General features: G+C 66.9%; 25 protein-coding genes and 1 pseudogene. 13 read left to right on the forward strand and 13 right to left on the reverse strand.

Annotation, left to right across the window (positions count from 1 at the left end; genetic code table 11):
- The first annotated feature begins 178 nt into the window (after positions 1-178).
- A complete protein-coding gene (locus tag EV644_RS12520) occupies positions 179-385 on the forward strand; it encodes a hypothetical protein (protein WP_132188416.1) in 207 nt (68 codons plus the stop codon).
- 66 nt (positions 386-451) lie between these two features.
- On the opposite strand, the gene EV644_RS12525 is transcribed toward EV644_RS12520, so the two are convergent.
- The 4 genes from EV644_RS12525 to EV644_RS12540 all read right to left on the reverse strand — a co-directional run bounded on the left by EV644_RS12525 (position 452) and on the right by EV644_RS12540 (position 3,132).
- On the reverse strand, positions 452-847 hold the full coding sequence (locus tag EV644_RS12525) for a hypothetical protein (RefSeq protein ID WP_132188417.1): 396 nt from the start codon (positions 845-847) through the stop codon (positions 452-454).
- A gap of 6 nt (positions 848-853) precedes the next feature.
- Positions 854-1,585: an FHA domain-containing protein gene (locus EV644_RS12530; RefSeq protein WP_132188418.1), complete on the reverse strand. Its 732-nt coding sequence runs from the start codon at positions 1,583-1,585 to the stop codon at positions 854-856.
- A 579-nt stretch (positions 1,586-2,164) separates the two neighbouring features.
- Positions 2,165-2,602, reverse strand: a complete 438-nt coding sequence (locus EV644_RS12535) for a ribonuclease H family protein (RefSeq protein WP_132188419.1) — start codon at positions 2,600-2,602, stop codon at positions 2,165-2,167.
- A gap of 281 nt (positions 2,603-2,883) precedes the next feature.
- Positions 2,884-3,132, reverse strand: a complete 249-nt coding sequence (locus tag EV644_RS12540; protein WP_132188420.1) for a hypothetical protein — start codon at positions 3,130-3,132, stop codon at positions 2,884-2,886.
- Between the two features lie 154 nt (positions 3,133-3,286).
- Here EV644_RS12540 and EV644_RS12545 point away from each other — a divergent pair, with 154 nt between their 5' ends.
- Positions 3,287-3,853, forward strand: coding sequence for a hypothetical protein (locus EV644_RS12545; RefSeq protein ID WP_132188421.1), 567 nt, complete (start codon positions 3,287-3,289; stop codon positions 3,851-3,853).
- Positions 3,854-4,106: 253 nt separating this feature from the next.
- Here EV644_RS12545 and EV644_RS12550 read toward each other — a convergent pair whose 3' ends face one another.
- Positions 4,107-4,385 carry a hypothetical protein gene (locus tag EV644_RS12550; protein ID WP_158292805.1) on the reverse strand — a complete coding sequence of 93 codons (279 nt, stop codon included), beginning with the start codon at positions 4,383-4,385 and terminating at the stop codon, positions 4,107-4,109.
- Here EV644_RS12550 and EV644_RS12555 point away from each other — a divergent pair.
- Positions 4,372-4,902, forward strand: coding sequence for a thermonuclease family protein (locus EV644_RS12555; RefSeq protein WP_132188423.1), 531 nt, complete (start codon positions 4,372-4,374; stop codon positions 4,900-4,902). The two genes, EV644_RS12550 and EV644_RS12555, sit on opposite strands and share 14 nt — an antisense overlap.
- Before the next feature lie 111 nt (positions 4,903-5,013).
- Here the strand turns inward: EV644_RS12555 and EV644_RS44505 are convergent, their stop codons facing one another.
- Positions 5,014-5,172, reverse strand: a complete 159-nt coding sequence (locus EV644_RS44505; RefSeq protein ID WP_158292806.1) for a hypothetical protein — start codon at positions 5,170-5,172, stop codon at positions 5,014-5,016.
- Positions 5,173-5,304: 132 nt separating this feature from the next.
- Here EV644_RS44505 and EV644_RS12560 point away from each other — a divergent pair, with 132 nt between their 5' ends.
- From EV644_RS12560 to leuS, 3 genes are all read left to right on the forward strand, one after another.
- Positions 5,305-6,090 carry an alpha/beta fold hydrolase gene (locus tag EV644_RS12560; RefSeq protein ID WP_255511304.1) on the forward strand — a complete coding sequence of 262 codons (786 nt, stop codon included), beginning with the start codon at positions 5,305-5,307 and terminating at the stop codon, positions 6,088-6,090.
- Positions 6,091-6,464: 374 nt separating this feature from the next.
- Positions 6,465-6,881 (forward strand): DUF4440 domain-containing protein, encoded by a 417-nt coding sequence (locus tag EV644_RS12565; protein ID WP_132188425.1) that lies wholly within the window; start codon positions 6,465-6,467, stop codon positions 6,879-6,881.
- Between the two features lie 317 nt (positions 6,882-7,198).
- Positions 7,199-10,129 carry a leucine--tRNA ligase gene (gene leuS, locus EV644_RS12570; RefSeq protein ID WP_132188426.1) on the forward strand — a complete coding sequence of 977 codons (2,931 nt, stop codon included), beginning with the start codon at positions 7,199-7,201 and terminating at the stop codon, positions 10,127-10,129.
- A gap of 533 nt (positions 10,130-10,662) precedes the next feature.
- Here the strand turns inward: leuS and EV644_RS12575 are convergent.
- Positions 10,663-11,553: a sterol carrier protein domain-containing protein gene (locus EV644_RS12575; protein WP_241998114.1), complete on the reverse strand. Its 891-nt coding sequence runs from the start codon at positions 11,551-11,553 to the stop codon at positions 10,663-10,665.
- A 76-nt stretch (positions 11,554-11,629) separates the two neighbouring features.
- A pseudogene (locus EV644_RS46235) lies at positions 11,630-11,881 on the reverse strand (GNAT family N-acetyltransferase); the annotation flags it as partial.
- 241 nt (positions 11,882-12,122) lie between these two features.
- Between EV644_RS46235 and EV644_RS12580 the strand changes: the two are divergent.
- Positions 12,123-12,992 (forward strand): LLM class flavin-dependent oxidoreductase, encoded by an 870-nt coding sequence (locus EV644_RS12580; RefSeq protein ID WP_132188427.1) that lies wholly within the window; start codon positions 12,123-12,125, stop codon positions 12,990-12,992.
- 117 nt (positions 12,993-13,109) lie between these two features.
- Here the strand turns inward: EV644_RS12580 and EV644_RS12585 are convergent, their stop codons facing one another.
- From EV644_RS12585 to EV644_RS12595, 3 genes are all read right to left on the reverse strand, one after another.
- Positions 13,110-13,748, reverse strand: coding sequence for a DUF2461 family protein (locus EV644_RS12585; RefSeq protein ID WP_241998116.1), 639 nt, complete (start codon positions 13,746-13,748; stop codon positions 13,110-13,112).
- A gap of 120 nt (positions 13,749-13,868) precedes the next feature.
- A complete protein-coding gene (locus EV644_RS12590) occupies positions 13,869-14,282 on the reverse strand; it encodes a hypothetical protein (protein ID WP_132188428.1) in 414 nt (137 codons plus the stop codon).
- Entirely contained in the window at positions 14,282-16,579 is a 2,298-nt protein-coding gene (locus EV644_RS12595) for a CehA/McbA family metallohydrolase (protein WP_132188429.1), read from the reverse strand. The genes EV644_RS12590 and EV644_RS12595 overlap by 1 nt, the downstream gene beginning before the upstream one ends.
- Before the next feature lie 396 nt (positions 16,580-16,975).
- Between EV644_RS12595 and EV644_RS12600 the strand changes: the two genes are divergently transcribed.
- Positions 16,976-17,878 carry a DUF929 family protein gene (locus EV644_RS12600; protein ID WP_132188430.1) on the forward strand — a complete coding sequence of 301 codons (903 nt, stop codon included), beginning with the start codon at positions 16,976-16,978 and terminating at the stop codon, positions 17,876-17,878.
- A gap of 2 nt (positions 17,879-17,880) precedes the next feature.
- Positions 17,881-18,375, forward strand: coding sequence for a vitamin K epoxide reductase family protein (locus EV644_RS12605; RefSeq protein ID WP_241998118.1), 495 nt, complete (start codon positions 17,881-17,883; stop codon positions 18,373-18,375).
- A gap of 76 nt (positions 18,376-18,451) precedes the next feature.
- Here the strand turns inward: EV644_RS12605 and EV644_RS12610 are convergent, their stop codons facing one another.
- On the reverse strand, positions 18,452-18,703 hold the full coding sequence (locus EV644_RS12610; RefSeq protein ID WP_369410497.1) for an enolase C-terminal domain-like protein: 252 nt from the start codon (positions 18,701-18,703) through the stop codon (positions 18,452-18,454).
- Positions 18,704-18,980: 277 nt separating this feature from the next.
- Here EV644_RS12610 and EV644_RS44510 point away from each other — a divergent pair, with 277 nt between their 5' ends.
- The 4 genes from EV644_RS44510 to EV644_RS12630 all read left to right on the forward strand — a co-directional run bounded on the left by EV644_RS44510 (position 18,981) and on the right by EV644_RS12630 (position 22,225).
- Complete coding sequence (locus EV644_RS44510) at positions 18,981-19,139, forward strand: hypothetical protein (RefSeq protein ID WP_158292807.1); 159 nt, start codon at positions 18,981-18,983, stop codon at positions 19,137-19,139.
- A 299-nt stretch (positions 19,140-19,438) separates the two neighbouring features.
- Complete coding sequence (locus EV644_RS12620) at positions 19,439-20,119, forward strand: hypothetical protein (RefSeq protein WP_132188432.1); 681 nt, start codon at positions 19,439-19,441, stop codon at positions 20,117-20,119.
- Positions 20,120-20,277: 158 nt separating this feature from the next.
- The gene (locus tag EV644_RS12625; RefSeq protein ID WP_132188433.1) at positions 20,278-21,927 is read left to right on the forward strand and encodes a hypothetical protein; all 1,650 of its coding nucleotides are present in this window, start codon (positions 20,278-20,280) and stop codon (positions 21,925-21,927) included.
- 58 nt (positions 21,928-21,985) lie between these two features.
- Positions 21,986-22,225: a hypothetical protein gene (locus EV644_RS12630; RefSeq protein WP_132188434.1), complete on the forward strand. Its 240-nt coding sequence runs from the start codon at positions 21,986-21,988 to the stop codon at positions 22,223-22,225.
- Here EV644_RS12630 and EV644_RS12635 read toward each other — a convergent pair.
- Entirely contained in the window at positions 22,207-23,883 is a 1,677-nt protein-coding gene (locus tag EV644_RS12635; protein WP_132188435.1) for a sialidase family protein, read from the reverse strand. The two genes, EV644_RS12630 and EV644_RS12635, sit on opposite strands and share 19 nt — an antisense overlap.
- Positions 23,884-23,967: the final 84 nt, after the last annotated feature.

Consider the following 23,967-nt stretch of genomic DNA (forward strand, 5'->3'; position numbering starts at 1 on the left):
CTCCCCTCCCCCGCGGACCCCGCGGACCCGCGGACTCAATTTATCCATACGGTCCCCCATCGGGTCGACCTTCACATCGACGATCTGATCGGTGTGGTGATACGTCAGACAACCTGAGCGACGAGTAGAACTCGCTCAGCTCCTCCGGCTCGGCACTATCCAGCGCCGTCGCAATGTCGTGCTGATCAGTGCCTACACATACGAGCAGCGCACCACCGGACAGCGCACCGGTCGCCAACAGCTCGACGTCACCGCGACGAACATCAGCACGGCCACCGTCGACCCCGCGCAGGCCAAGGTGACGTGCGACGGCGACCTGAACATGACGACCGACGCAGCTCTGACCGTCCGCATGATCGGCTGCCCCGACCGCACCTTCGGCTGAGGCCGCACATACCTCGGTGCCGTGTCCTCTTGCGGCACATGGGTACGGCGGGAACCAACCCCGTAGTCACAGCAGAGCCGGCAGCAGGCCGAGGATCGGCGCTCCGAGAGCTCCCAGCCAGTGCGCGAGCATGCCGAGAGGCCCAACGAGGGCCGATCCGGCCGAGGCCAGTGACCCCGCGGCGAGGAGGATGCGGGTCAGCCGCTCGAGCCTCGGCGCGATCCGGGTCCGATCCGGCTCCGGCTGGTGGAAGCCGGCCTCGATGTCGCGGAGTTCCGTCTCCACCGTGACCGAGGACACCGGGTCCAGACGCGTGGCCTTGACGCCCGCTCGCAGGTCGGCGAGCGCCTGCAGAGCCTGCTCCGACGTCACCACGATGCCGGTCTGACCGCCCGTGATGTGCTGGTCGCGGCCGACGTTGTTGATGTTGGCGGCGTTCTGGTTGCCGATGTTGAAGGTCATCGCGACTCATCTCATGGACTGGGGTGGCGGCAGTTCCCGGTCGATCCGCCGGCGGCGCGCAGTGGCGACGATGTGCAGCACGATCCCGGCGATGATCAGCAGTACGCCGACCAGGTTGACCAGGCCCCCGAGCGCGAACACCAAGAACCCGCTCAGGTCGTCCTTCGTGGGCATGCTGGTCGCGGACGAGAGGTCCACGATCTGACCGAAGTACGTGTACCAACCGAAGGCGGCGATGGCGAGTCCGACCAGGAACACCACGACACCGGTCCAGATCAGCCCGCGGGCCTTCGTCTTCGTCGCGGCGATCTCGCGGAAGAAGTTCTCCCGCTGCTGGATCACCTGCTGCACGTACTGGTCCCGCCCGACATTGTTGATCGTGTGCGCTCGCTGATCGCCGATGTCGTAGCGAACCGCGGTCGGCGCGCCCTCGCCCGTGCCGTAGCGAAGCTGCAAGTCCGCGAACGCAACACGGTCTCCCGGGTACAGCCGCCGCGGCACCGTGATCGCCTCGCCGTTCACGAAGGTGCCGCCGGCCGAGCCGAGATCTTCGACGTAGTCCACACCGCCCTGCTGCCACAGCGCCGCATGCGTCCGGCTCAGGTACGGGTCCTCGAACCGCACCTCGCAGCTCGGCAACCGGCCGACCGTCATGCGGGCGCCGGTCAGATTGATCCGCTGCCCCTCGTGCGATCCGGTTTCCACCACGAGGTACGTCGTACTCGATCCATCGCTCATCGTCCTGTGCGGCGACCGCAGGCACCTCGCCCGTCCGCACCGCACCCCCACGATCAGGAAAGCACTCGCGCCGGATCGTAACAAGACGCAACCTTCGGACGTCTTCGATCCTGCCGAGACCTATCCGTCGATCAGTTGCCTGATGGCCGGTTCGTCGCGGATCGGATCCAGGTCGGAGTTCCTCCTCGCCGCAGTGCGAAACCTCCTCTGACATCTCGACGGCGCGTCGGAGGTGGTCGAGCGCGTCACTGGTCCGGCCGCAGCGGCTCTGGCAGCAGGCGAGGTTGAAGAACAACATCGGGTACTGCGGAGTTCCGGCCGACGCATCGACCTCGTCAGCCTCGAGCGCGAACATGGCGTGCCCCCGCACGACAAAGAAGAGCTCCCGGTCAGCCGTGGGGTCGTCCTCGTCATGCCAGTTGATGACCAGGTCTCCGACGGCATGGCCCGTCCACGCAGTCGTACCGAACGCCGTGATGCCCAGCTCATGACGGATCGGCCGGTAAACCCGCGCTTGAGACGTGAGATCAAGATGCGTGTTCCTTCACGTGCACATGGGATGCCGCGCGTCCATCGAGGTCAGTGCTGTGGGAAGCAGGCAGCGACGGCCAAGCCATCCACGAAGTCGTTCATCTCGTGGCCGGAATGGCCCTTTACCCACTGGAAGGCGACATCCCTGCGCTTGATCACCAACGCCACCAGGGGCTCCCATAGATCCCTGTTGGCGACCGGCTTCTTTGCTGAGGTGAGCCAGCCTCGCTCGAGCCAACCTGTGTGCCACCCGTCGCGGAAGCAGTTGACGACGTAGGTCGAATCCGAGACGACCAGCAGCGGACCGTCGTTCGCCCGCACGGCCTCGAGGGCAGCACGGATCTCCATCCGCTGGTTCGTGGAGGCAGCCTCGTGACCGGCGGCATACTCGGTCGTCGACAGCGCCCAGGCCCAGCCTCCAGGTCCAGGGTTGACCGAGCAGGCACCGTCGGTGAACACCGTGCGCGCGCCGATGGGGACTGTCATGTCGGCCGGACGAGGACGGCGGGCGCGGGCTGGAGGCATCAGAGCGAAAACACTACTCCGCCGACGCATCCCCAGACGCACAGCCCTGAAGGCGGCGTACCCCTGCGTGACAGGGTGAGTTGAGGCCAGCGGCTCGAAGCAAGTCCGCTCCTGCAGGGCCGCTGCTGCTGTCGGAGGTTGAGGCACTTCGCGACAAGCCCGCGAGCAGGCAGCGGTCAGGGCGGCTTCGGTAGCGGTCCGGGCTCGCGTCGCTGAAAGTCATGGCTTGGCGTTCGGTGAGGCTACTCGTCGTCGTCGCCGTGCTGGGCGGATTTTCTCCGCTCTAGCTGCCAGTGGATCTCATGGGTGGTCGGGTGCCGCCACTCGCGCATCCGGTACTCGAAACCCGGTAGCAGCACGATCGGGATCGGATCGGGGGACGCCGGCGCGACCGCGCCCACCACGATCTTCGCGTCCGCAGGGATGAACGGGGACTGGGCGGGGACGGGTGCGGTGATGATCTCCACCGGGTCTCCATAGGGGCGCGCCATGGGACCCGAGTGTAGCAGGCAGGGGGCCACTGGATGTCTATAGAGGCAATTTAGATTCTTATAGAACTCTCATAGAACCCCGATAGAGTACCGACCAGGTCGCACGCAACGAGCGCGCTGATCACCAAGAACACCAAGGAAAGAGACGCACACCATGCGCAAGATCGTCCTCGGCCTTCTGGCCGCCACCGCAGTAGGCGCACCGATCGCCATGGCCGCGTCCTCCGCGAACGCCGCCGTGACCTACGACGACAAGAGCGTCGGCACCGTGGACAAGGGCGACGTCCAGACTCTGTTCGGCCTGAACGACAACGCCCTGCAGAACGCGGTGAAGGACGGCAAGATCACCTTCACCAGCAAGTACCAGATGGACAACAACGCCAACGCCTGGACGTGCTCGGACGGCAGCACCCAGAAGTGGACCCTCCGTACCGTGCAGTCCCGCGCGCTCAACGTCACCACGATCGTCAACAAATCGGCGAACAAGGTCACCGGCTTCACCCTCAGCGGGATCGACGAGACCAAGGGCGGCACCTTCTTCTCCGGCGAGCGCATCGGCTCACTGTTCACCTGCCCGGCGGGTTCGTCCCCCACCAGCTACTACGTGCCGCAGACCCCGGCCGAGCAGTTCGTCAACACCGTCCTGCCCGGCGTGCAGGTCACGTACAACGGCACCACCTACGACCTGCCGAACACCCCGGCTCCGGTGCCCGTTCCCTGATCCACCCCCACCACAGCAGCGCCCCCGGCCCACTCGGGTCGAGGTCTGCTTCATGCAACGCCACCCGACGTCGTATCGCCCGCGAGGCCTCACCCCGGTCTAATCCGAGGAAGGGCTGACCACCACGCATCACTCATGAGGGGGGAGACACCTTGTCTCCGCAGGACCAGAACCAGCCGAACCAGGTTCCCCCGGGGGGATACCAGCCGCAGGGCCCGCCGCCCGGCTGGAAGCCGCCGAAGAAGCCGTTCTATCAGCGCGTCTGGTTCATCGTTGTCGCGTCGATCGTCGGCCTGATCGTGCTCGTCAGCATCATCCCGAGCAACGGCGACAGCAGCAGCGCCTCGACCAGCTCCGACCCGACGACGGCGCCGGCGACGCAGCCGCAGGCCAGCACCAAGCCGTCGCCCAAGCCGTCGCCCAAGCCGTCGCCCAAGCCGTCGGCCAAGCCGTCGGCCAAGGCACCGACGACGAAGGCCCCGGCGACCCCCGCGACGGCCGTCAGGGTCACGCAGGTCGTGGACGGCGACACTATCAAAGTGTCGTCAGGGCAGACGGTTCGGCTGATCGGAATCGACACGCCCGAGCGAGGGCAGTGCGGGTACGAGAAGGCGCGCGAGCACCTCCAAGTGCTCTTGGCCGGAGATCCGGTTCTGCTGATCGCGGTGCCGAATCGCGATGACAAGGATCGGTACGGGAGGTTGTTGCGCTACGTCATCGTCCCTTCTCTGGCGGATGAGGACGCTGGTTTGAACCAGATCCAGAGTGGGTTAGGTATCGCACGGTACGACGGACGAGATGGCTACGGGACCCACCCGAAGCAGGTGGCCTACATCGCCGCTGATGCGAAGACACCCGCGTACTGTTCCAAGCCGACTGTGCCGCCAACGACGAAGCCTTCACAGCAGCCGACGCAGGAGACTGAAGAACTGTTCTTCGCGAACTGCGCTGAAGCGCGGGCGTCGGGCGTTCCGCTTCCACTGACTCCTGGTGCTCCCGGATGGAACTCGCGGCTTGACCGGGACAAGGACGGGAAGGCGTGCGAATGACGGAGTGATTCAGACGGGGCGCTGGCAGTTGATTGCCAGAAAGCAAGCACCGGGTTCGACTCCCGGCGTCCCACGATCTGCACTCCAGCAGGGTGAGCCGCTTGGCGATCGTCAGGCGTACAGCTGGGCGAGATCGTTACGATTCGCAGTATCCAACGCGTTCGCCATGTCGCCGAGTTGCGCCAGCATCACGCGGATGTCAGCCGCCGACAGCTCAGCGACCGGTTCGATGGCCGTCGGCCCTCCTTTCGCGGCCAGCTTGTCAGCCATCGTCGCGTTGTACTGCTCGGTGAGGAGGGTTCTGGGGCTTCTAGGATTTGGGGTGTGGAGCGACTAGAGCTTTCTGGTGGGCGGAGTCTGGAGTACGTGGTTCAGGGGCCCAGTGGCGGGCGGCCCTTGGTGATGCATCACGGCACGCCTGGCGTGGCCATGGTGCTTGAGCCTGTGGCCGAGGCGGCTGCTCGGTACGGGATGCGGTTTGTTACGCATAGCCGGCCGGGGTATCGGGACAGCAGTCCTCAGCGGGGACGGCGGGTGGCTGAAGTGGCGGGTGACGTTGGTGCGTTGCTCGATGCGGTGGGGGCTGATGATTTCGTGACCCTCGGCTGGTCGGGTGGCGGGCCACACGCGCTTGCCTGCGCGGCGCTGTTGCCGGAGCGGTGCCGCGGTGCGGCGATCGTCGCGGGTGTGGCGCCGTACGACGCTGAAGGGCTCGACTGGCTTGCCGGGATGGGTGCGGAGAACGTCGCGGAGTTCGGGGCGGCGGCGACCGGCGTCGAGGCGCTCGGCGAGTTCCTTGCCGAGGCCGGCAGCGAACTGAGGGACGTCCAGGCTGACGACATCATTACCGCGTTCGGTGATCTCCTGTCCGCAGTTGACCAGCAGACCCTTCGCGATGGGCTCGCCGGCTACCTGGCCGCGTCGTGCCGTGCCGCGGTCTCGCGCGGGTACGACGGCTGGCGCGACGACGACCTCGCGTTCCTGACCGACTGGGGCATCGATCTGGCGCGCATCCGGGTACCCGTCTCGATCTGGCAGGGCGACCAGGACCGCATGGTCCCACGAAACCACGGCCGCTGGCTCGGCGAACACGTCGCCGGCGCAACCACCCACCTGGTCCCCGGCGAGGGCCACTTGTCGCTGATGAAGAACATCGACACCATCATGGCCACACTCGCACAGGCCTGACCGAAGACCTCGCGACGGTATCGCGTCAGCGGCGCGAGATCGCAGCACAAACCCCTGAACCAAGCGGGGACCAGAGATGTGACCGCGTCGAGACCTGTCGCCGTGCGCCGCCTAATACCAGCGACCACTGAAGGGGTCGAACGGACCGTGGTACTGGCGAATGTGGGGCAGCACGCACCGGGGCCGATGTCGTCGTGACGCTCTGCTCGGACAAGGACCGGCAACAGCCCGACCTCGACCACGCGGACCACAGACCCGACCAGCAGCGCGAGCCGCAGGAACAGCCAGCCGATGCCGAGCGCTGCACCTCCACGGGCATGCGTACTGACATGCACAGTAGGTTCACACAACATCAGTTAGATGAATGGAGTCCGATGGTCGCCGACCCGCTGCGTGACAAGGCCGAGCTTGACGGACTGATGCGTGCGTTTCTCGGTGCATTCGACAATACCGGCGGCCGTCGCCCGAACGTGGACGTTGTCCGTGAGGTGTTCATTCCACAAGGAATCATCATCAGTCACGTCGGAGGCGAGCCCGTGATCTACGATCTCGACGGATTCGTCGTACCTCGGGAGAAGATCCTCACCGACGGGACGCTGACGGAGTTCTCCGAATGGGAGGTCGCCGAGCGGACGGAGATCTTCGGATCGATCGCGCACCGGTTCAGCGAGTACCGCAAGTCCGGTTCCCGCGACGGCGAGTGGTTCGAGGGGTCCGGCCGCAAGCTCACCCAGTTCGTCCGCACGCCAGCCGGCTGGAGGATGAGCTCGCTGGCGTGGGAGGACGTGTAGGACTCCCCCGACCCACTCAGTAGGCCCGACTGGTGGTGGAGAAGGCGTTCAAGAAACTGCAGCTTTCGGTCCTCCGTGAGCACGACACAACCCGGGCGGCTCACAGTCAGGGAGCCGCCCCGCAGGCGCTTCCGACTCATTGCCAAGGTCGGCTGGGCCGTTGCCGAGGCGGTTCGTACGCGGTTGTCCGCGTTACCATCGACGGATGAGCATCCGCCTCCTCCTTACCGGGCCGCGCTGACAGATTCCAGTCAGTGCGGCGAGCCCTCGTGGACTGCGGGGGCTCTTTTCGTATCCGCACCCGAGGAGCGACGACGATGAGCGAAGTAGTCGACGGGACCACCGACACACCGACGGCCGGTATCCCTTCGCACCGGTACACCGCGGCACTGGCCAGGCGGATCGAGACCGCCTGGCAGGAGCGATGGGAGCGGGAGGGCACTTTTCATGCCTCCAACCCGACCGGCCCGCTGTCCGACGGCTTCGACGAGGTCGCCGGCCGGCCGCGCAGCTACGTGCTCGACATGTTCCCATACCCGAGCGGCGATGGGCTGCACGTCGGCCACCCGCTGGGCTACATCGGTACCGACGTCTATGCCCGTTACCTGCGGATGTCCGGGGCCCACGTGCTGCACACGATGGGCTTCGACGCGTTCGGCCTGCCTGCCGAGCAGTACGCGGTGGAGACCGGGCAACACCCCCGAGAAACCACCGAGGCCAACATCCGGACCTACCGGCGGCAGCTGCGCCGGCTGGGCCTGGGCCACGACCTACGCCGCAGCGTTGCCACCACGGACGTCGACTTCTACCGCTGGACCCAATGGATCTTCCTGCGGATCTTCAACGCCTGGTACGACCCGGCCGCGAGAAAGACCCGCCCGGTCGCCGAGCTCTGGACCGCCTTGGACGCCCGGGTCCGGGAGCCGGCCCAGGGCACCAACCCGTTCGGCCGACCGTGGCCCGAGCTGTCCACAGTGGAGCGCCGGCAGGTGGTGGACGCACACCGGCTGGCGTACCGATCGGATGCGGTCGTCAACTGGTGCCCCGGCCTCGGCACCGTGCTGGCCAACGAGGAGGTCACCCCCAACGGCCGCAGCGAGCGCGGAAACTTTCAGGTCTACCGGCGGCCGCTGACTCAGTGGATGCTGCGGATCACCGCGTTCGCGGACCGGCTGATCGACGACCTGGACTCCGTCGACTGGCCTGAGTCGGTGGCCCAGATGCAACGCAACTGGATCGGCCGGTCCAGCGGCGCGCGGGTCCGCTTCGGCTCGCCCGGCGGCGACATCGAGGTCTTCACCACCCGGCCGGACACACTGTTCGGCGCCACCTATTTGGTTCTGGCCCCGGAGCACCCGCTAGTGGACCAGGTCACAGCCGACCGGTGGCCGGACGACGTACGTCCGGAGTGGACCGGTGGCGCTCCGACGCCGGGCAAGGCCGTCACCGAGTACCGTAAGGCAGCCTCGCAGCGCTCAGACCTGGAGCGGCAGACCGAAGGCCCGGACAAAACCGGCGTCTTCACCGGGTCAACCGCGCTCAACCCGGTCAACGGAGAGCAGGTGCCCATCTTCGTCGCCGACTACGTGCTGACGGGGTACGGCAGCGGCGCCATCATGGCGGTGCCCGCGCACGACCAGCGGGACCTGGAGTTCGCGCAGAAGTTCCACCTGCCCGTCGTCAAGGTGATCGAGCCGCCAGCCGAGTGGAACGAGCGGCACAGGATCGGCCCGCACACCGCACCGGCCGAGTGGCCGGAGGCGTACAGCGGCGACGGCGTCCTGGTCGCCTCTGCGAACGCCGTCGTCTCGCTGAACGGACTAGGCAAGGAGGAGGCGATAGCCCGGATCACGGTCTGGCTGGAGGTGCTGGGCCGGGGCGAGGCGGCGATCATGTACAAGCTGCGGGACTGGCTGTTCAGCCGACAGCGGTACTGGGGCGAGCCGTTCCCGATCGTCTACGACGAGCACGGGCTGCCGGTACCGCTGCCCGAATCGATGCTGCCGGTCGAACTGCCTGAGATGACGGACTTCTCGCCGCGTACGTACGACGGCCCGGACGCGGCCGACTCAGAGCCGGAGCCGCCCCTGTCCCGGCTGCCGGACTGGGTCGAGGTCGAGCTGGACCTGGGCGACGGGCTGAAGAAGTACCACCGCGAGACCAACACGATGCCGCAGTGGGCCGGTTCCTGCTGGTACGAGATCCGCTACCTGGACCCGACCAACCACGACCGCTTCGTCGCCCCGGAGGTTGAGCGGTACTGGATGGGGCCGACCGCCGACAATCCGACCGGCGGCGTCGACCTGTACGTCGGCGGCGTCGAGCACGCCGTACTGCACCTCCTGTACGCGCGCTTCTGGCAGAAGGTGCTGTACGACCTGGGAGACGTGTCGACGCCCGAGCCGTTCGCCCGGCTGTTCAACCAGGGCTACATCCTGGCCGCCGCGTACGCCGACGAGCGCGGCTTCTACGTGCCGGCGGCGCAGGTCACCGAGGTCGACGGCGGCTTCGCCTACGAGGGCCGGCCGGTCACCCGCGAGTACGGCAAGATGGGCAAGAGCCTGAAGAACTCCGTCGCCCCGGACGAGATGTACGCCGAGTACGGCGCGGACACGCTGCGGCTGTACGAGATGTTCACCGGGCCGCTGGAGCAGTCCCGGCCGTGGGACAACAAGGCGGTCATCGGTGTCTACCGGCTACTGCAGCGGGTCTGGCGCAACGTCGTCGACGAGGAGACCGGTTCGCCGCGGGTCTCTTCGGAGGTGGCCGACGAGGAGACCCGGCGGCAGCTGCACCGGACCATCGCGGCCGTGCGCGAGGGCTTGGAGACGCTGCGCTTCAACACCGCGATCGCCCGCATCACCGAGCTGAACAACCACCTGACCGCGCGATGGGGTGCGTCCGGAGGAGCACCACGGGAGGTCGTCGAGCCACTGCTGCTGATGCTGGCCCCCCTCGCGCCGCACGTCGCCGAGGAGCTCTGGTCGCGGCTGGGGCATGCAGAGTCGCTGGCGTGGGAGACCTTCCCGGTCGCCGACCCGACGCTGCTCGCGACCGAGACGGTCGAGATCGCGGTGCAGGTGAACGGCAAAGTGCGGGCGACGAGCGTGGTGCCCGCCGATGCCGACAAGGCGAGCACCGAGGCGCTGGTGCTGGCCGACGCTCTGGTGGTCCGTGTGCTGGCTGGCGTCCAGGTCCAGCGGGTCATCGTAGTGCCCGGGCGGCTCGTCAACATCGTCACCGGATGACCGCGGCCGACCCGAAGATAGCTGGTGTGGTACCCCCCGCGACGGCATGACGTCGAGCGGTCACGACAGCGGATCGGCTGAAGCGTGTGTTAAGCAGCCATGAGGCATGTCGCTGTGTGAGTTCACTCATCCGTCAACGGCATTCGGGTATTCGGTTGCCTAAGGCAATTAGTTGAGGTTCCTCGCACCGGTCACGCCCGCGACCGGTAGTAGCAGGATGCTCACCGCCCGCGGAGGCGATGTCGAAATGGGTCTTCTTCGTTTACCGTGTCGGTGGGGGTGGTGGCGTGGGGGCGGACCAGCTGCGGATCCTCCTCGGACACTGAAACACTTGTTTCGATCAGAGGTGACACGACAACTCGTGTCACCTCTTCTCTTTGCCCCAAACATGATGCCGAGGACAACAGTTTGATCACGAGAACATCCTCAAGCATGAGTTCCTTCGATGGCATGGAGATTCCGGGACAGGGCGGCGGCGCAACTGCCGACGTAATCCACGCAGCTATGCCGTCGATCGCGACTGACCGTAGAGGCTAAAAGATCTCGATACTCGCGGGGGCGGCGGGCCAACGGAGGGCGGCTGTGGTGACAGGGAGGGCACCGGGGGTGTGTTCGGTGACTCGGCCGGTCGCAGCGAACTCGGCAAGTGGCCGACCGCCAAGGTACGTGGCGGAGAGCTCGCCCACCGACAGCGAGAGGTCGGGGGTGGACTCGGTGCGTTCACAGGTGGCGTGCTCAGTGTCGCCGGTCAGGTGGAACCGGCCGTTGTTGTCCTCGATGAGGTCATCGCTCACCTCGACAACCACGTCGACACTGCTGGCATAGCGGCGCTGTGCGAGGGCGCGACTGACGTCGGTGAGCCGAACCCACAGTGACTCGGTCAGCCGCCGATTGAGCGCGATCGGGTTGCTCACCAACTGCTGCAGCGGCTCGTCGAGCGCGGCGTGGCCGTACTCGAGTTTGGCGGCCAGGTCGAGGGTCAGTAGGTGATGCCAGAGCGCGTGGTAGGCCGTCGGGCCGAGAGCGACCAGTTCCTCCAAGGTCACTTCGTTGGACGGACCGCCGGGTCCCCAACTCAGCTTTCCGCGCCACAACGCGTACCCGTCCAAGGCGCCGGCCTCGTCGCGGTGGACCAGGATCTGCCTGGCGGTCTTGCCGCCGCGATTCTCGGGCTCGTCCTGTAGTCGCTTGCACCAGACCTGCTCGGATCGACCCGACACTCCAGGACGCTTCGTCTGCAGCTCCCGAAGCATGGGTGCCAGCTGAGCGGGTGCGTCCTCGGCCGGCAGCTCCTCGATGCGGCCGGCGCCGCGGTGCACGGGATGCGGCCCGACCTTGCGCAGGTCGACCTCGTACGAGACGCCCCAGACCGCCGGAGCGTAGCCGAACCGGCCGTAGATGCCGGGCTCGCTCGCCCAGAGCACCGCCAATGCTTCCGGGTACCTCGCGCAGTTGCCGGCTCATCAGGCTGGAGAGGATGCCCCGTCGCCGGTGGGTCGCGCGGACGCCGACCGCGGTCACGTGCGCCGCCGGCACCACGGCGCCCGGTACCGACAGGTCGCGGCTCATCGCCTTGGCGGTACCGACCAGCTTGTCGCCGTCTACGGCTAACAGTGCCCGCTCTGGCTCGAACAGCTCCCGGTCCAGGTCGGTCGGCGTGCTCTCAAACATCATCGCCGTAGCGAACAGACTGACGAACCGATCATGGTCATCAGCTGTCGCCGCCCGCAACACATACTCGGAGTTCACCATGACTGCATCGTCACACGCCGCTCCGACAAACGTTCACCGATCCGGGGAGACGATCTGCCAACGCTGCCTGGCGCGAAACCGCGAGCTCGGCGTCGCGGGGATCGAGACGCCAATCCTGGGGAGCAACGAGGACGCCTGCGGTTCGCCAAGGCGGATGGGTTCCTCGAGGTGGAGGCCTATCTGCTGCCCGGCGGCACTATTCCGTTCGTCGAACTGCGTCTCGATAGGCGAGGATGCGAGGGTGCGCTTCTCGATCAACATTCCGAACTTCGGTGACTTCGCCGACGCCCGCACGGTCGCGCGGGTGGCGACGGCGGCCGAGGAGGCCGGCTGGGACGGCCTCTTCCTCTGGGACCACGTCGTCCACAGCAAGGTACGGCGGCAGGGCCAGCCCTTCGGGGACCCGTGGATGCTGCTGACCGCGGCCGCGCTGGCGACCTCCCGGATCAAGCTCGGTCCGCTGGTGACGCCGGTCGCACGGCGCCGGCCGGAACAGTTGGCGCGGCAGGTCGCGACGCTGGACGGGTTAAGTGACGGGCGGGTGATCTTCGGCGCGGGTCTGGGCGGACCGATCGACGACGAGTTCGGCAGCTTCGGCGACTCGACTGATCCAAAAGTGCTGGCCGGCCGGCTGGACGAAGGACTCGACCTGCTCGCCGGCTACTGGTCCGGCGATACAGTGAACCACCAGGGCGATCACTACCGGGTCAACGACGTAACGTTGCTCCCAGCAACGGTTCAGCGTCCCCGGCCGCCGGTCTGGATCGCCGGCTACTGGCCACGCAAGGCTCCGATGCGCCGCGCCGTCCGCTGGGACGGCGCCGTACCGCTGTTCCTGAACGCGAATCACGGCGAGGCTCCTCCCGTCGAGGATCTGCGAGACCTGATGACCTACCTCGGCGACCATCGCGTCGACCCGATGACGCCGTACGACGTCATCGTCGGCGGCATCAGCCCGGCTGATCGCACGCAGTCTCGCGCAATGATCGAGCCGCTGGCCGAGGCAGGCGCCACCTGGTGGGACGAACGGCAGCTGATCAGCGGCACGGACTTCTATCGCCTCGACCCGATCCTCCGCCGTATCGAACAAGGCCCGCCAAGCCTCGGATGACGTGGGCCCGCGTCTCGCTCAAGGCCCAACTACTGCTCGCCCCCTGAACTCGAACCATCGACCTGATCGCGCTCCGACCAGACGTCGGGTCGAGTTCCGGCGGGGTTGGCAGCGGCGTCAGGGTCGGGGCCGTGACACGTTCTCAACCAGCCACCGTGCCAGCGGGCGCAACTGGGAAAATGCGGAGACCACTCGATCGGCCGCGGCGGGTGTGTGAATCCAGTCGTCACAGCCGAGCGGCCGGGTCGCGATGACTGACCGGTGCCTCAGCAGTTGCGCCCGCGGGTGGTCGGCCGGATACCCTCGCAGCGGCCGCTTCAGCCGGTCGCCCGAGATCACGAACCCCTCTCGCTCGAGCTTCCGGACGATGCCGGTCAGCCGCCGTCCGGAACCGGACTCCGCCACCGCGGCCCGGTACCGCTCGATCTGCACCGCCGGCGCGTACCACCACGCCACGCCAACCTCCAGGCCGTCGAGATCGAACCGGATGCCCAGTTCGACGTTCCCGGCCAGCCGAACGATCGCGTGCTGCCGCTGCCATGCCTCCACCAGAACGTCGCCGTAGCCCCAGACGGAGAAGTCCTCGTACGCGGGATCCGCGTCAGCCACCGCATTGAGCAGCTCGATCATCGGACGGCGAACCAGCTCCTCCCGGTGTCGCCTGCATCGCCGCCTGACATCGGCGGGAGGATCACCGTCAAGCTCGAGCAGCACATCGAAGGCGGCCCTCGGCCACCCCTCGAAATCACCGGTCACGACTGGCAGCCTAGCGAGCTCACGCACCCGGCAACCCGCCTCACGCCGTGTTTCGAGCATGCGGTGATCGCCCGCGTCCCGGCGGACTGGGTCTCGAGAGCACCCAGCCGGCAGGGCCCCTCACGCAATCGGGAGGGGAGCGACGTGCGACCGGAGGATCAGGTGCAGGGAACTGTGGATGGCCAGCCCTCCGAGTGCGCCGAGGGCACGGAACGTCAGTGTGACGTCCACGATCGTCGGTACGTCGAAGCGGACCCGGAAGCCACCCTCCTGGCGCGGTTCGCCGGTCAGCTCGTGCACCGGAAGGTCCAGCTCGACGTCCGGCACCGGGTCGCCCTCGATCACCAGCAGACCTGTCACGTAACCGGTGTTGACGATCGGGAACTCGATCGTGTGCCAGTCACCGATGGTCAAGCTCTCCACCCGGCTCCCGGTCCGGGCGACATTCACCCGTGCCTCCGGATTGATCGTGACCGAGATCGGTGCCGTGGTGTCGACCGGCGCGCAACAGCCCGCCGGTTCGCCGTGAACCATCAGTCCACCTCACATTCGTCGCTCCGGACCAGATAGGTCGCTTGCGCGGCGTCGTACGCTTCCCGCGCCGCCGATCGTTCGGTTTCGCGAATGAACCCGGACTTCGCCTTCCACAGCGCGTCAACCGAGTCGTGCAACCATTGCGCGCTGCGACGCGACGCCCGGATCGGGAGCCCAGCGATCTCGACGAAGATCGGCTGGGTGTGGACACTGCGCAGGATCCGCAGCGCGATCCAGGACGAACGCTCCAGGTCCACGTCGAACTCGATTGCCTGCTCGTTGCCGTCCGCAAGTAATTCCTGCGCCCCGGCCGGAACGCCGTTCACCAGGACCTCGACGAGCACGTTGCGGGATTGGCCGATCCGCGACCGCTCGAGATGCCAGCCGACAGGTGCGGAGTACACCGGCTGGCCCGTCGCTGGTGGCGCGGGGGGCTGTTCGGGTAACCAGGCCGCGACCGTCGCGGTCACCCGGACCGGTCCCGGAGCGTCGAGTGCGTGCTCCCGGCCGGTGTCGCCTTCGACGGCGAAGTCGTATACATGGCTGCGGCCGTCGCCGAAGTACGACGGGCTCTCCTTCAGCCCACCGAGCCACGCCTCCAACGCCTGCTCACCGTGCGGCGCCTCAGGCAGTCGGACGTAGGTGCGCCCGACTCCCGGGCCGTCGTCGTAGATGCAGGGATAGTCGGTCTCGCCGAGCATCAGGGTGCGGTAGCCGACGTTCAGCAGGTGGTACCAGATGTTGAGCTCGGCGGCGGGAGCGAACTCGGCACCGCACTGGAAGTCGGCGGCGCCGAGCGGCACATCGACGATGATCTCGTTGGAACCGATCGACTGGAACCCCGGGATGACGTAGTTCGGCAACTCGTCGGTTCCGACCGAGAGGCCGAGACCGCAGTGCGCATACCCGACCAGCGCGCTCTGCGCGTGGCCCCAGCGCATGACCGGCAGGTTCCACGACGGCCAGTCCTCGATCAGCTGGGTGCCGGGGTAGTCCTGGTCGGTGAGCCCGAGCAGGATGACGTGACCGGAATGGCTGGACGGGAAACCCGACACCTCGAGGTCGTACCGGAGCAGGCTCTGGCTGTCGCGGTCGGTGTCCTGCGGATCCCACGTCATGCCTTGGGCCTGCTGCATGGCGGGGTACTCCAGCTCGGCGCGCGGGCTGATGGACAAGCCGCTGAAGAACTGCTTCTGGTGGTAGTAGCACGGTCCCCAGGTGAGCACGCTGCCCATCCAGAGCCCTTCGCCGCGAACGTGCCGGATCATCGTCTCCGGAGTGACGCCCTCCGACGGCACGCTGTAGTGCGAGCAGCCGCCTGCGTGGATGTGCGGGTCACCGGAGTAGTAGCCACGGGCGGCCGGATCGGCCCAGCGATCGAGCTCGATCGTGACCGCCTCGATGTCGGCCGACAGGTCGACCTCGACGCGGACCTCGCGATACTCCGGTCCGCGGCGGGCGGAGATCTCGTACTGACCGGCCGGGAGCGTGATCACCTCGCCGGTCGCCCGGTAGACGTGTTCGTGGAAGAACATGTCCGGCGCCAGCCGCATCGCCTTCGACGGGTACGCCCGCCGCTGGGAATCCCGGACGGTCAGCGCCGCCACGGTACTGCTGCCGTCGGGCTCCCTGACGTCGAACCGGATGTCGCGGGCGGGCAGGCAGGCGAAGTCGAACATCGCGGCGTACTGACGGCTCTCGAATCCCATCCGCTGGCCGGCCTTCGCGAACGGCGGCCGGGTCAGGCTCTCCGTCGCCTCCTCCACCGCCAGGACGAACGTCAGCTCGCCGCCGCGGCTGCCGCCATCGCGGCTGTACAGGCTGATGACCTTGTACTCGACGTCCAGGCCGGACACGTCGGTCGGACCGGCGAGCTTCACCTGCAGCCAACTGCCCTCGATCCGCGGTACAACGGTCAACGTGTCGTGCAGTGTGATCCGCGATGCGTGGCTGTGGTGGTCGACCAGCCCGAGCACATGATTCGACGGCGCGGACAGATCACCCAGCAGCCGATGCGGGTTCGCAACGCGGACCAGGAAGCTTCGCCACCCGTGCTGAACAAGTCGTGGTGGCGCAGCACCCGGCGTAGTCGCAGTCAGGCCCTGCTCGTCGATCTGGACGTCGGCGAGGACGTAGGGGCGCAGGAGTTCTTCGACTTTGGCGGACCTGACGGCGTCGGTCTGGGCGTCGTCCGCCAGCTTTGCCAGCTGGCTGGTCAGGTCGTCGGGTAGGGGTTCACCGATGTCACGGAGTTTTTCAACGGCTCTAGTCGCGGACGCCAGTAGTGGCTGGAACACGGGACCTCCTCGTCGTGGCCATCTTCGAGCTTAGTTGCCCCGGCTACGCCTGGCTCGCGGTTTTCGTCGGTGGGCACAGAGGTCCGGCGGCCCAGCGCATCATCCGCGACCGCCACCAAGAACTCCCTCGCTACGAATGGTCTGACCTGACCGCCGTCGGCCGAGACCTACGCGTCACTCCTCAAGTCGTCGAACTGCCGTGCGCGTTCATCACCCGTCGGTGATCAGGATCTCTGAGCGCGCGTCGGTAATGCTGTCACGGAATTTCGTGGCCGGTTCGGCACTTGTGCAGGGTGGTGCACAACTCCGCCTCGGCTCGATTCGTCGCACCGTGGGGCGATCCACGAGAGTGGCGGTGTGCTGCCCCGATCGAGCCCCGGGAAGACAGGGAGAACCATGAGCAGGCGTGTCGAGCAGAAGGCTCAGGCCCGGGAGAAGGTCGCGGCTCAGCTCGCCGCTCAGGCACGCGCCGAGCGGCGTAAGCGTCTCCTTCTCGCGCTCGGCGCCGTCGCCGTCGTCGTCATCGTGGTGGGCGGACTGGTCGCGGTGCGCCTGGCCGGCGGCGGTAAGCAGTCCAGCACCGGCCCCTCCGGTACGGCCGACGCCCAGATCATGACAGCGCTGACATCCATCCCGGCGACGACGTTCGCCGCAGTCGGCACCGATGCGGCTCAGGCCAGCCCGTCGGCGATCACCGCGGCCCCTTTGACTTCCGGCGGTAGGCCGAAGGTCCTCTATATCGGCGCCGAGTTCTGCCCGTACTGCGCTGCCGAACGGTGGCCTGTCACGGTGGCGCTGTCGCGGTTCGGGACCTTCAACAACCTCGGCACGACGCACTCCGCCGGCGACGACGTGTTCCCCGACACCCCGACCCTGTCGTTCCACGGAGCGACGTACACCAGCCAGTACCTGGCCTTCACCGGCGTCGAGACCACGACCAACGAGAAGGTCAACGGAAACTACGCGCCGCTGGACACCCCGACGGCTGCCGACCAGACGACCTTCGACACCTACAACCAGCCGCCGTACGTGCAGAGCGGAGGTTCGATCCCGTTCATCGACCTCGGCGGGAAGTTCGTCTCCTCGGGTGCCTCGTACAGTCCGGAACTGCTGGCCGGGAAGACCCAGGCCGAGATCGCGGATGCGCTCAAGGACTCCTCCAGCCCCATCGCGAAGGCCATCGACGGCTCCGCCAGCCTCTACACGGCCGCCCTCTGCAAGGTCACGGGCAACCAGCCGACCGCCGTCTGCACGAGCGACGCGGTCACAGCGGCCGCCGGCAAGCTCGGGAAGAGCTGATCGTGAGCGGGACCGCACACTCAGGCCACCGATCCGAGCACATCACCACAGAGCACTCGCCGCTGGGCTGGATCCCCTGGACCACCTTGCTGCTGTCCATCGCAGGCCTCGCGGTCTCGACGTACCTGACCTACGAGCACTTCACGGCGGGCAGCACCCTCGCCTGCCCCGACACCGGAGTGGTCAACTGCATCAAGGTCACCAGCAGCGAATACTCACGCATTCTCGGGATCCCCGTCGCACTGCTCGGGCTGGGATTCTTCGCCGCCATGACCGTACTGTCGCTACCGCCGCTCTGGCGTACGCCGTCCCCGTGGCCCGGCCGCCTTCGCCTCGCGGCCGTTGTCGTCGGAGTCGCCTTCGTCTGCTACCTGATCTGGGCCGAACTCTTCCGCATCGACGCCATCTGCCTGTGGTGCACCGTCGTCCATACGCTCACGCTGCTACTCTTCGCCCTCGTCGTCATCCGCCAGGCGCTATCCCCGAATACTCCGTAGCCGCTTGGCACAGACGTCACACAGGCCAGGGCGGCGTTCGTGGCAGACGCACGGGGCTCCGATGCGATTCGGGATGCTAGGCATTCAGGTAGGTGCTGATCACGTCCGGGTCGGGATCTATGCCCAGCCCGGGACCCTGCGGTACGTCGACCCGACCGTGTTTCAGGGCCAGTTCGTCGCCGTAGATCTGCGCCTCGAGATCGAAGTAGCGCCATTCGATCATCGTGTCGGCCGTTCCCATGACGGCGACCGTGTGCAGCGCGGCGAGCAGACCGGGTCTCGTGGTCGGCCTTGGCGCCCTGGCTACACGGCTAGGGTTCGAGGCGATCCTCGGCGCATCCGTCCTTTACCGGCCCGCGCTAGCCAGCATCCGCGATGTCGCCGCCGCGGGGCTGCTCCAAGCGACGTCGCTGACCCTCATCGTCGCGACCACCACTGTCGGGCTTCAGTTGCACGCCATCAGGCCGACCGATGCTGTCTACTCTGTGCACCGAACTCCCGTTCGTCCTCGCCGGATCAGACCGGCGTCACCAAGTGGCGGGCGTTGTCCAGCCGAAGTCGATGACGGCGGAAAGCTTGCCTCGGCCACCAACAAGTTGCCTGCCATGAGATCCCCGTGGATCCAGCTGGGCGTGCCGTCCCACGTGGTCGGCGTACCGACCGGCATCACCGACCTCGACGCGATCCTCATCCTCCTCACCGCTGTCAAGGATGGCCTGGCGAGGATGCGGCCGCCAGCCCCGACCGCGCACCCACCGACGTAGTCTCCGGCACCCGCAGGCGCGGCGGCACGGTGCTGCTTCTTGTCTTGGGTCCAGTGACGACTCCTAGTTGCTATTGGCAACTGCATCCGTCGCCGCACTGAGGACCAGACCGCCTCAAAGCGTTGACATCATCGTTGTTGTCGGAACGTTCACGCGTGCGGTTGTCTGTGAGGGGTGGCAGTAGAGCGCATCGCCGTTCACACTCGAAGCAAGGGGCCAGTCATCAAGAGCGCCGACATCAAAGGTTCAGGGCGCGGCTGTGGCTGTCGCGGAAGGGCAGTACCAGCATGGGAGATCGGATGAGGCAACAGCCATCGGCCAGAACGCCGCCACCGCTCGATGGCGTCGACACCACGGGTAGCCCGCATGCGCAGTTCCTCGCGACCGAGCACTGGAGCTTGCTCGCTACGCGCAGTATGACGTGGAACGAGATCTTCAGCCGGACCGGCACTTATCTGACCGTCCTCTCGGCCACCGTCATCGCACTCTCACTGGTGGCGAACGCGGCCGGCTTCGGGCAGAGCTTCCAGACGTTCGCGCTACTGGTTCTCCCCGTTGCCCTACTCGTCGGCGTGGGAACGTACTTCCGCCTGATCGAGGCGGATATCGAGGACGCCTGGCTCGTGATCGGCATGAACCGGCTACGGCACGCCTACCTTGAGCTCGCACCTGAGCTGGAGCCGTACTTTGTCGCAAGCCATCATGACGACGCGCAAGGGCTGTTGAAGACCTACAGCTTTCGCAGCCGGGTCGGCCTGACCCACTGGCTCTCGGGATCGCCCGTCATCGTGGGCATCATCAACGCCGTGGTCACCGGCGTGCTGGCCGCGGTGATCTGCGAGGCCGCCGACGCTGGGGTCACGCTTCGCACCATCGCCGGTGTCCTCGCCGCCGTGGCGACCGCGATCTTGCTCGGCATCATCGGTTACCGAAAGGTCCGCGAGGTAACCCGCGGCTACCAGCCGCGTTTCCCCAGCTGACTACCCGGCCGAGGCGCAGCCTGTTGACCCAGCGTGGCGCTGGTGCTACCGAGGTGAGTGGTACGTCGTCGACGCACCCGTGGCCGCCCCCGGGTGCGACTTACTCGAGGGAGTCGCGCGGGGACCGGTCACGCTCGCACGTGCACCGGGAGGAACCCATGCGCACCCTGTCCACAGCCTCGCGCCGCCGAGGCGTCATCGTCGCGATCGTCGTAGCTGCACTCGCCGCATCGACCCTCGCCGCCACCAGCGCCTCCGGCGCTCCCGAGCGGCAGGAGCAGCAGAAGCCGAAGGTGTCGAAAGTCGCCGCCTTCGACCGCAGCAAGCCGCTGCGCGATCTTCGAGTCGTCGCACCGCGAAGGACCGGAACCAGCCCCGCCGAGCGGGGCGCCGTACCGCGAGACACCGGGTACACCGGTGACGCCGCTTTACAGACCGCACCGGCAGCGGGCGACGCGCCGACGCTGATCCAGTCGTTCGAGGGCGTACCCAACATCCAGCAGGTCTCACCGCCTGACCCGGTCGGAGACGTCGGTCCGAACCACTACGTCGAGATGGTCAACCTCAGCTTCGCGATCTACAACAAGTTCGGCACGAAGCTGTTCGGACCGGCCGACCTCGGTACGTTGTGGCAGGGCTTCGCCATACCGGACTGCTCCGACAGCGCCGGCGACCCGATCGTCCTGCACGACCAGTTCGCCGACCGCTGGATTCTCACCCAGTTCACAGCCCTCGGTCCGAACTACTGGAACTGCATCGCGGTCTCGCAGACGTCCGATCCGCTGGGCGCCTACTTCCGGTACGCCGTGCCGACCGGCTTGAACTTCCCGGACTATCCCAAGTACGGCGTGTGGCCGGACGGGCTCTACATCAGCACCAGAGAGTTCGATCCGGACGACAACTTCGCCGGCAACGGCGCCTACGTCGTCAACAAGGACCAGTTGTACGCCGGGAACCCGAACGCCGCCGTGGTGAGCTTCCTCCTGCCACCGGGCAGCACCCCATGGCTGCAGGGCGACGGCCTGCTCCCGACAGACCTAGATGGCAACCAGCCGCCGCCCGCCGGTACGCCGAACTTCTACGTCGGTTCCATGGACGACGGAGCGCAGTACGGCGCACCAGCCGATGCACTGAACGTGTTCGAGTTCCACGTCGACTGGGCCACGCCGACCGCGTCGACCTTCACCTTCACCGGATCGTTGCCGGTGGCACCGTTCGACTCGATCTTCCCCTGCCGTGGCAACAACTCCCGCGCGTGCATCCCGCAGCCGGGGACCAAGAACCTGATCGACGTACTGTCGTATCGGCAGCGGCCGATCTGGCGGCTGGCCTATCGCAACTTCGGTACCCATCAAGCGATGGTGACCAACCAGTCCGTCGAAGCACAGCCCAAGCTCGCCGGCACCCGCTGGTACGAACTGCGCAACACCGGCTCCGGCTGGAGCGTCTACCAGCAGGGCACCTACTCTCCCGCGGACAAGGTAAACCGCTGGATGGGCAGCGTCGCGATGGACGAGAGGGGCAACATGGCGCTGGGCTACAGCGTCTCCAGCCAGCAGGTGTTCCCGGGTGTCCGATTCACCGGCCGGCTCGCCACCGCGCCACTCGGCACGATGCAGGCCGAGGCGAGCATGATCGCCGGCACCGGATCGCAACTGGTCAGCAACCGCTGGGGCGACTACACGTCGATGAACGTCGACCCGGTCGACGACTGCACCTTCTGGTACGTCAACCAGTACTACCGCAACTCCTCCAACAACGGCTGGCAGACCAGGATCGGATCCCTCGCGTTCCCTGGCTGTAGCTGAAGCAGACATGTCAGGCGGATTCACCGGCAACTCCGGTGGATCCGCCTGGGCCGAACGCATGCCCGAGTTCGTGCCGGGCGTGCTCACCGTGCCGGCGACCTACACCGGCCGCGCGGTGGCCATGCATTTCAACATCGACAACCTCGGCATGACCCAAGAAGAGGCCACCCGCATCGGCCTGGCCAACCTGCGCCGTCTCAGCGACGAGGTTCCGTATCACTGTCACCGTCTGACGGCGTACGGCGCCTGTCGCCCAGATCGGCGCAGTGCTGCTCGCGGTCAGGGACGTGCGCCGTAGATGTTCTGGTCGAGGCCTCCTTGCGACAGGCACGGATCGTCGATGGTCGGCGAGGTGTACGAGGGTGCGTTGATGTCGTTGGGCACGTAGGTGCACGGCTGGTAGACGTCGAACAAGTCCTCGTCGTCGGCCGCACCGGTCTCCCGGGGGTCGGCGCCCGGCACCAGGTCCTGCGAGCTCGTCCACACCGTGTACACGCCACCGGGCACGGCTGAGATGTAGTTGTAGTCGCCCCAGAACCCGAGTCGGCGCGAACTGTGCGTCTCCCAGCCGAAGTTGCTGCCGACGTTGGATACGACCTGCTCGGTCCAGCTGTCCCCGCCGTCGCCCGACCGCGCGACACGTGTATCGACCACGTTGCCGGAGTTCACACCGCCGGCGGTGTTTCCCGGTGGCACGTCCGGTGCGTACGACGGGTCCCCCCGCGAGTCGTAGAACACAACACTGATCACGCCGTCGGCCGAGGCCACGTCCGGGAACCACTGGTGGCCCGTGGGTGCGGCATCCACCGTGGCCGGTGCGCTCCACAGGACACCGTCGGCCGAGTTGCTGACGAAGATCTTTCCCTGCCCGGCGCCGGTGCGCCCACTCCACACGAGATGTACGCCGACTTCGTCGGCGGCAACCGCGGACAGCGATGAGAAGCGGGAGTAGGTGAACCCGGTGGCGCACGCGAACGGCCCATCCCCGCATCCGGCACTGGAGCCGTAATCCCTGTCATCGAACGGTGTGAAGCCCGCGACCCGTACCGGCAGCCCGAAGCTCGCCCCGCCATCGGTCGACTTCGCGACGTAGATCGCGTCCGATGTGGACGGCTGATGCGAAATGGTCCGGTAGGTGAGGTAGACAGCACCGTCCGGCCCCACCGCCAGGTCGGCGAACTGCTTCTCGCTCAGCCCCTTGTCCACGGCGATCGGCTTGGAGTAGGTCGCGCCGTGGTCGGTCGAGCGCGCGAACATCATCCGGTTGTTGGCGGACTGCCCGGGATAGGTCGCCCATGCCACGTAGACGTTGTCGCTGTGCGATCCGCCCGTCTGGTCCGTCGTCACGTTGATCTTGTCCTGGAACAGGCCCCACGTCGAAGGAGTACCGCGGTCGACGCGCACCGTGCGCACGTAGGTCGCTCCATTGTTTGTGTACGTCGCCACGTAGACCGAGCCATTCGTCGGCTGAGCACGGTTGAAGCAGATGAACCCATAGAACAGCCGGCCCCCGGTGTCGAACGACTGCGTCGGGTCACCGGCGGCCGCACACGTTCCATGCGTGGGCGACGCGGCTCCGGCGGCCGACGTGTCCATCGGGTAGCCGGGAACGAGGCTGTGCGCCCAGGTGGCGCCGCCGTCGTTCGAGCGGTAGTAACCCGCCCACACCTCGCCGTTGACGATCTGCGCGCAGTAGTCGTTGGACCCGGCCGCGACGATGTCGGGGTCGCTCGGGTCGACCGCGACAGTCGGTTCGTTTTGTGATCGCCGACCGCTGCTACACGCGGCGGTGGTGGCGTCACTCGTCCCGTCGTACCTCAGGTAACTGGTCGTGCCGTCGTTGTCGTCGGTGACCAGCGTTGGTGCCAGCGCGGTCACGGCCGACGAGTTCAGCCCGACCGATCCGGCGAAGACAATAGACAGTAGAACAATCCCGATTCGAGCATTCGAAGGCATGGCCCCTCCCTGGGCCGGCTTGGCCGTATCAACCCTGGTCCCCCGAGCGATACGTCCTTCCATTGCAACCAACCACGCGATGGT

The sequence above is a fragment of the Kribbella orskensis genome (assembly GCF_004342085.1).
GTDB classification, from domain to species: domain Bacteria; phylum Actinomycetota; class Actinomycetes; order Propionibacteriales; family Kribbellaceae; genus Kribbella; species Kribbella orskensis.

Coding starts and splice junctions, on each gene's coding strand:
- EV644_RS12600 (WP_132188430.1), top strand. CDS start 16,976: ATGAGCAGGCGTGTCGAGCAGAAGGCTCAGGCCCGGGAGAAGGTCGCG.
- EV644_RS12630 (WP_132188434.1), top strand. CDS start 21,986: ATGCCCGAGTTCGTGCCGGGCGTGCTCACCGTGCCGGCGACCTACACC.
- EV644_RS12545 (WP_132188421.1), top strand. CDS start 3,287: ATGCGCAAGATCGTCCTCGGCCTTCTGGCCGCCACCGCAGTAGGCGCA.
- EV644_RS12635 (WP_132188435.1), bottom strand. CDS start 23,883: ATGCCTTCGAATGCTCGAATCGGGATTGTTCTACTGTCTATTGTCTTC.
- EV644_RS12590 (WP_132188428.1), bottom strand. CDS start 14,282: ATGGTTCACGGCGAACCGGCGGGCTGTTGCGCGCCGGTCGACACCACG.
- EV644_RS44510 (WP_158292807.1), top strand. CDS start 18,981: ATGAGATCCCCGTGGATCCAGCTGGGCGTGCCGTCCCACGTGGTCGGC.
- EV644_RS12535 (WP_132188419.1), bottom strand. CDS start 2,602: ATGACAGTCCCCATCGGCGCGCGCACGGTGTTCACCGACGGTGCCTGC.
- EV644_RS12540 (WP_132188420.1), bottom strand. CDS start 3,132: ATGGCGCGCCCCTATGGAGACCCGGTGGAGATCATCACCGCACCCGTC.
- EV644_RS12625 (WP_132188433.1), top strand. CDS start 20,278: ATGCGCACCCTGTCCACAGCCTCGCGCCGCCGAGGCGTCATCGTCGCG.
- EV644_RS12560 (WP_255511304.1), top strand. CDS start 5,305: ATGCATCACGGCACGCCTGGCGTGGCCATGGTGCTTGAGCCTGTGGCC.
- EV644_RS44505 (WP_158292806.1), bottom strand. CDS start 5,172: ATGGCTGACAAGCTGGCCGCGAAAGGAGGGCCGACGGCCATCGAACCG.
- EV644_RS12530 (WP_132188418.1), bottom strand. CDS start 1,585: ATGAGCGATGGATCGAGTACGACGTACCTCGTGGTGGAAACCGGATCG.
- EV644_RS12620 (WP_132188432.1), top strand. CDS start 19,439: ATGAGGCAACAGCCATCGGCCAGAACGCCGCCACCGCTCGATGGCGTC.
- EV644_RS12525 (WP_132188417.1), bottom strand. CDS start 847: ATGACCTTCAACATCGGCAACCAGAACGCCGCCAACATCAACAACGTC.
- EV644_RS12565 (WP_132188425.1), top strand. CDS start 6,465: ATGGTCGCCGACCCGCTGCGTGACAAGGCCGAGCTTGACGGACTGATG.
- leuS (WP_132188426.1), top strand. CDS start 7,199: ATGAGCGAAGTAGTCGACGGGACCACCGACACACCGACGGCCGGTATC.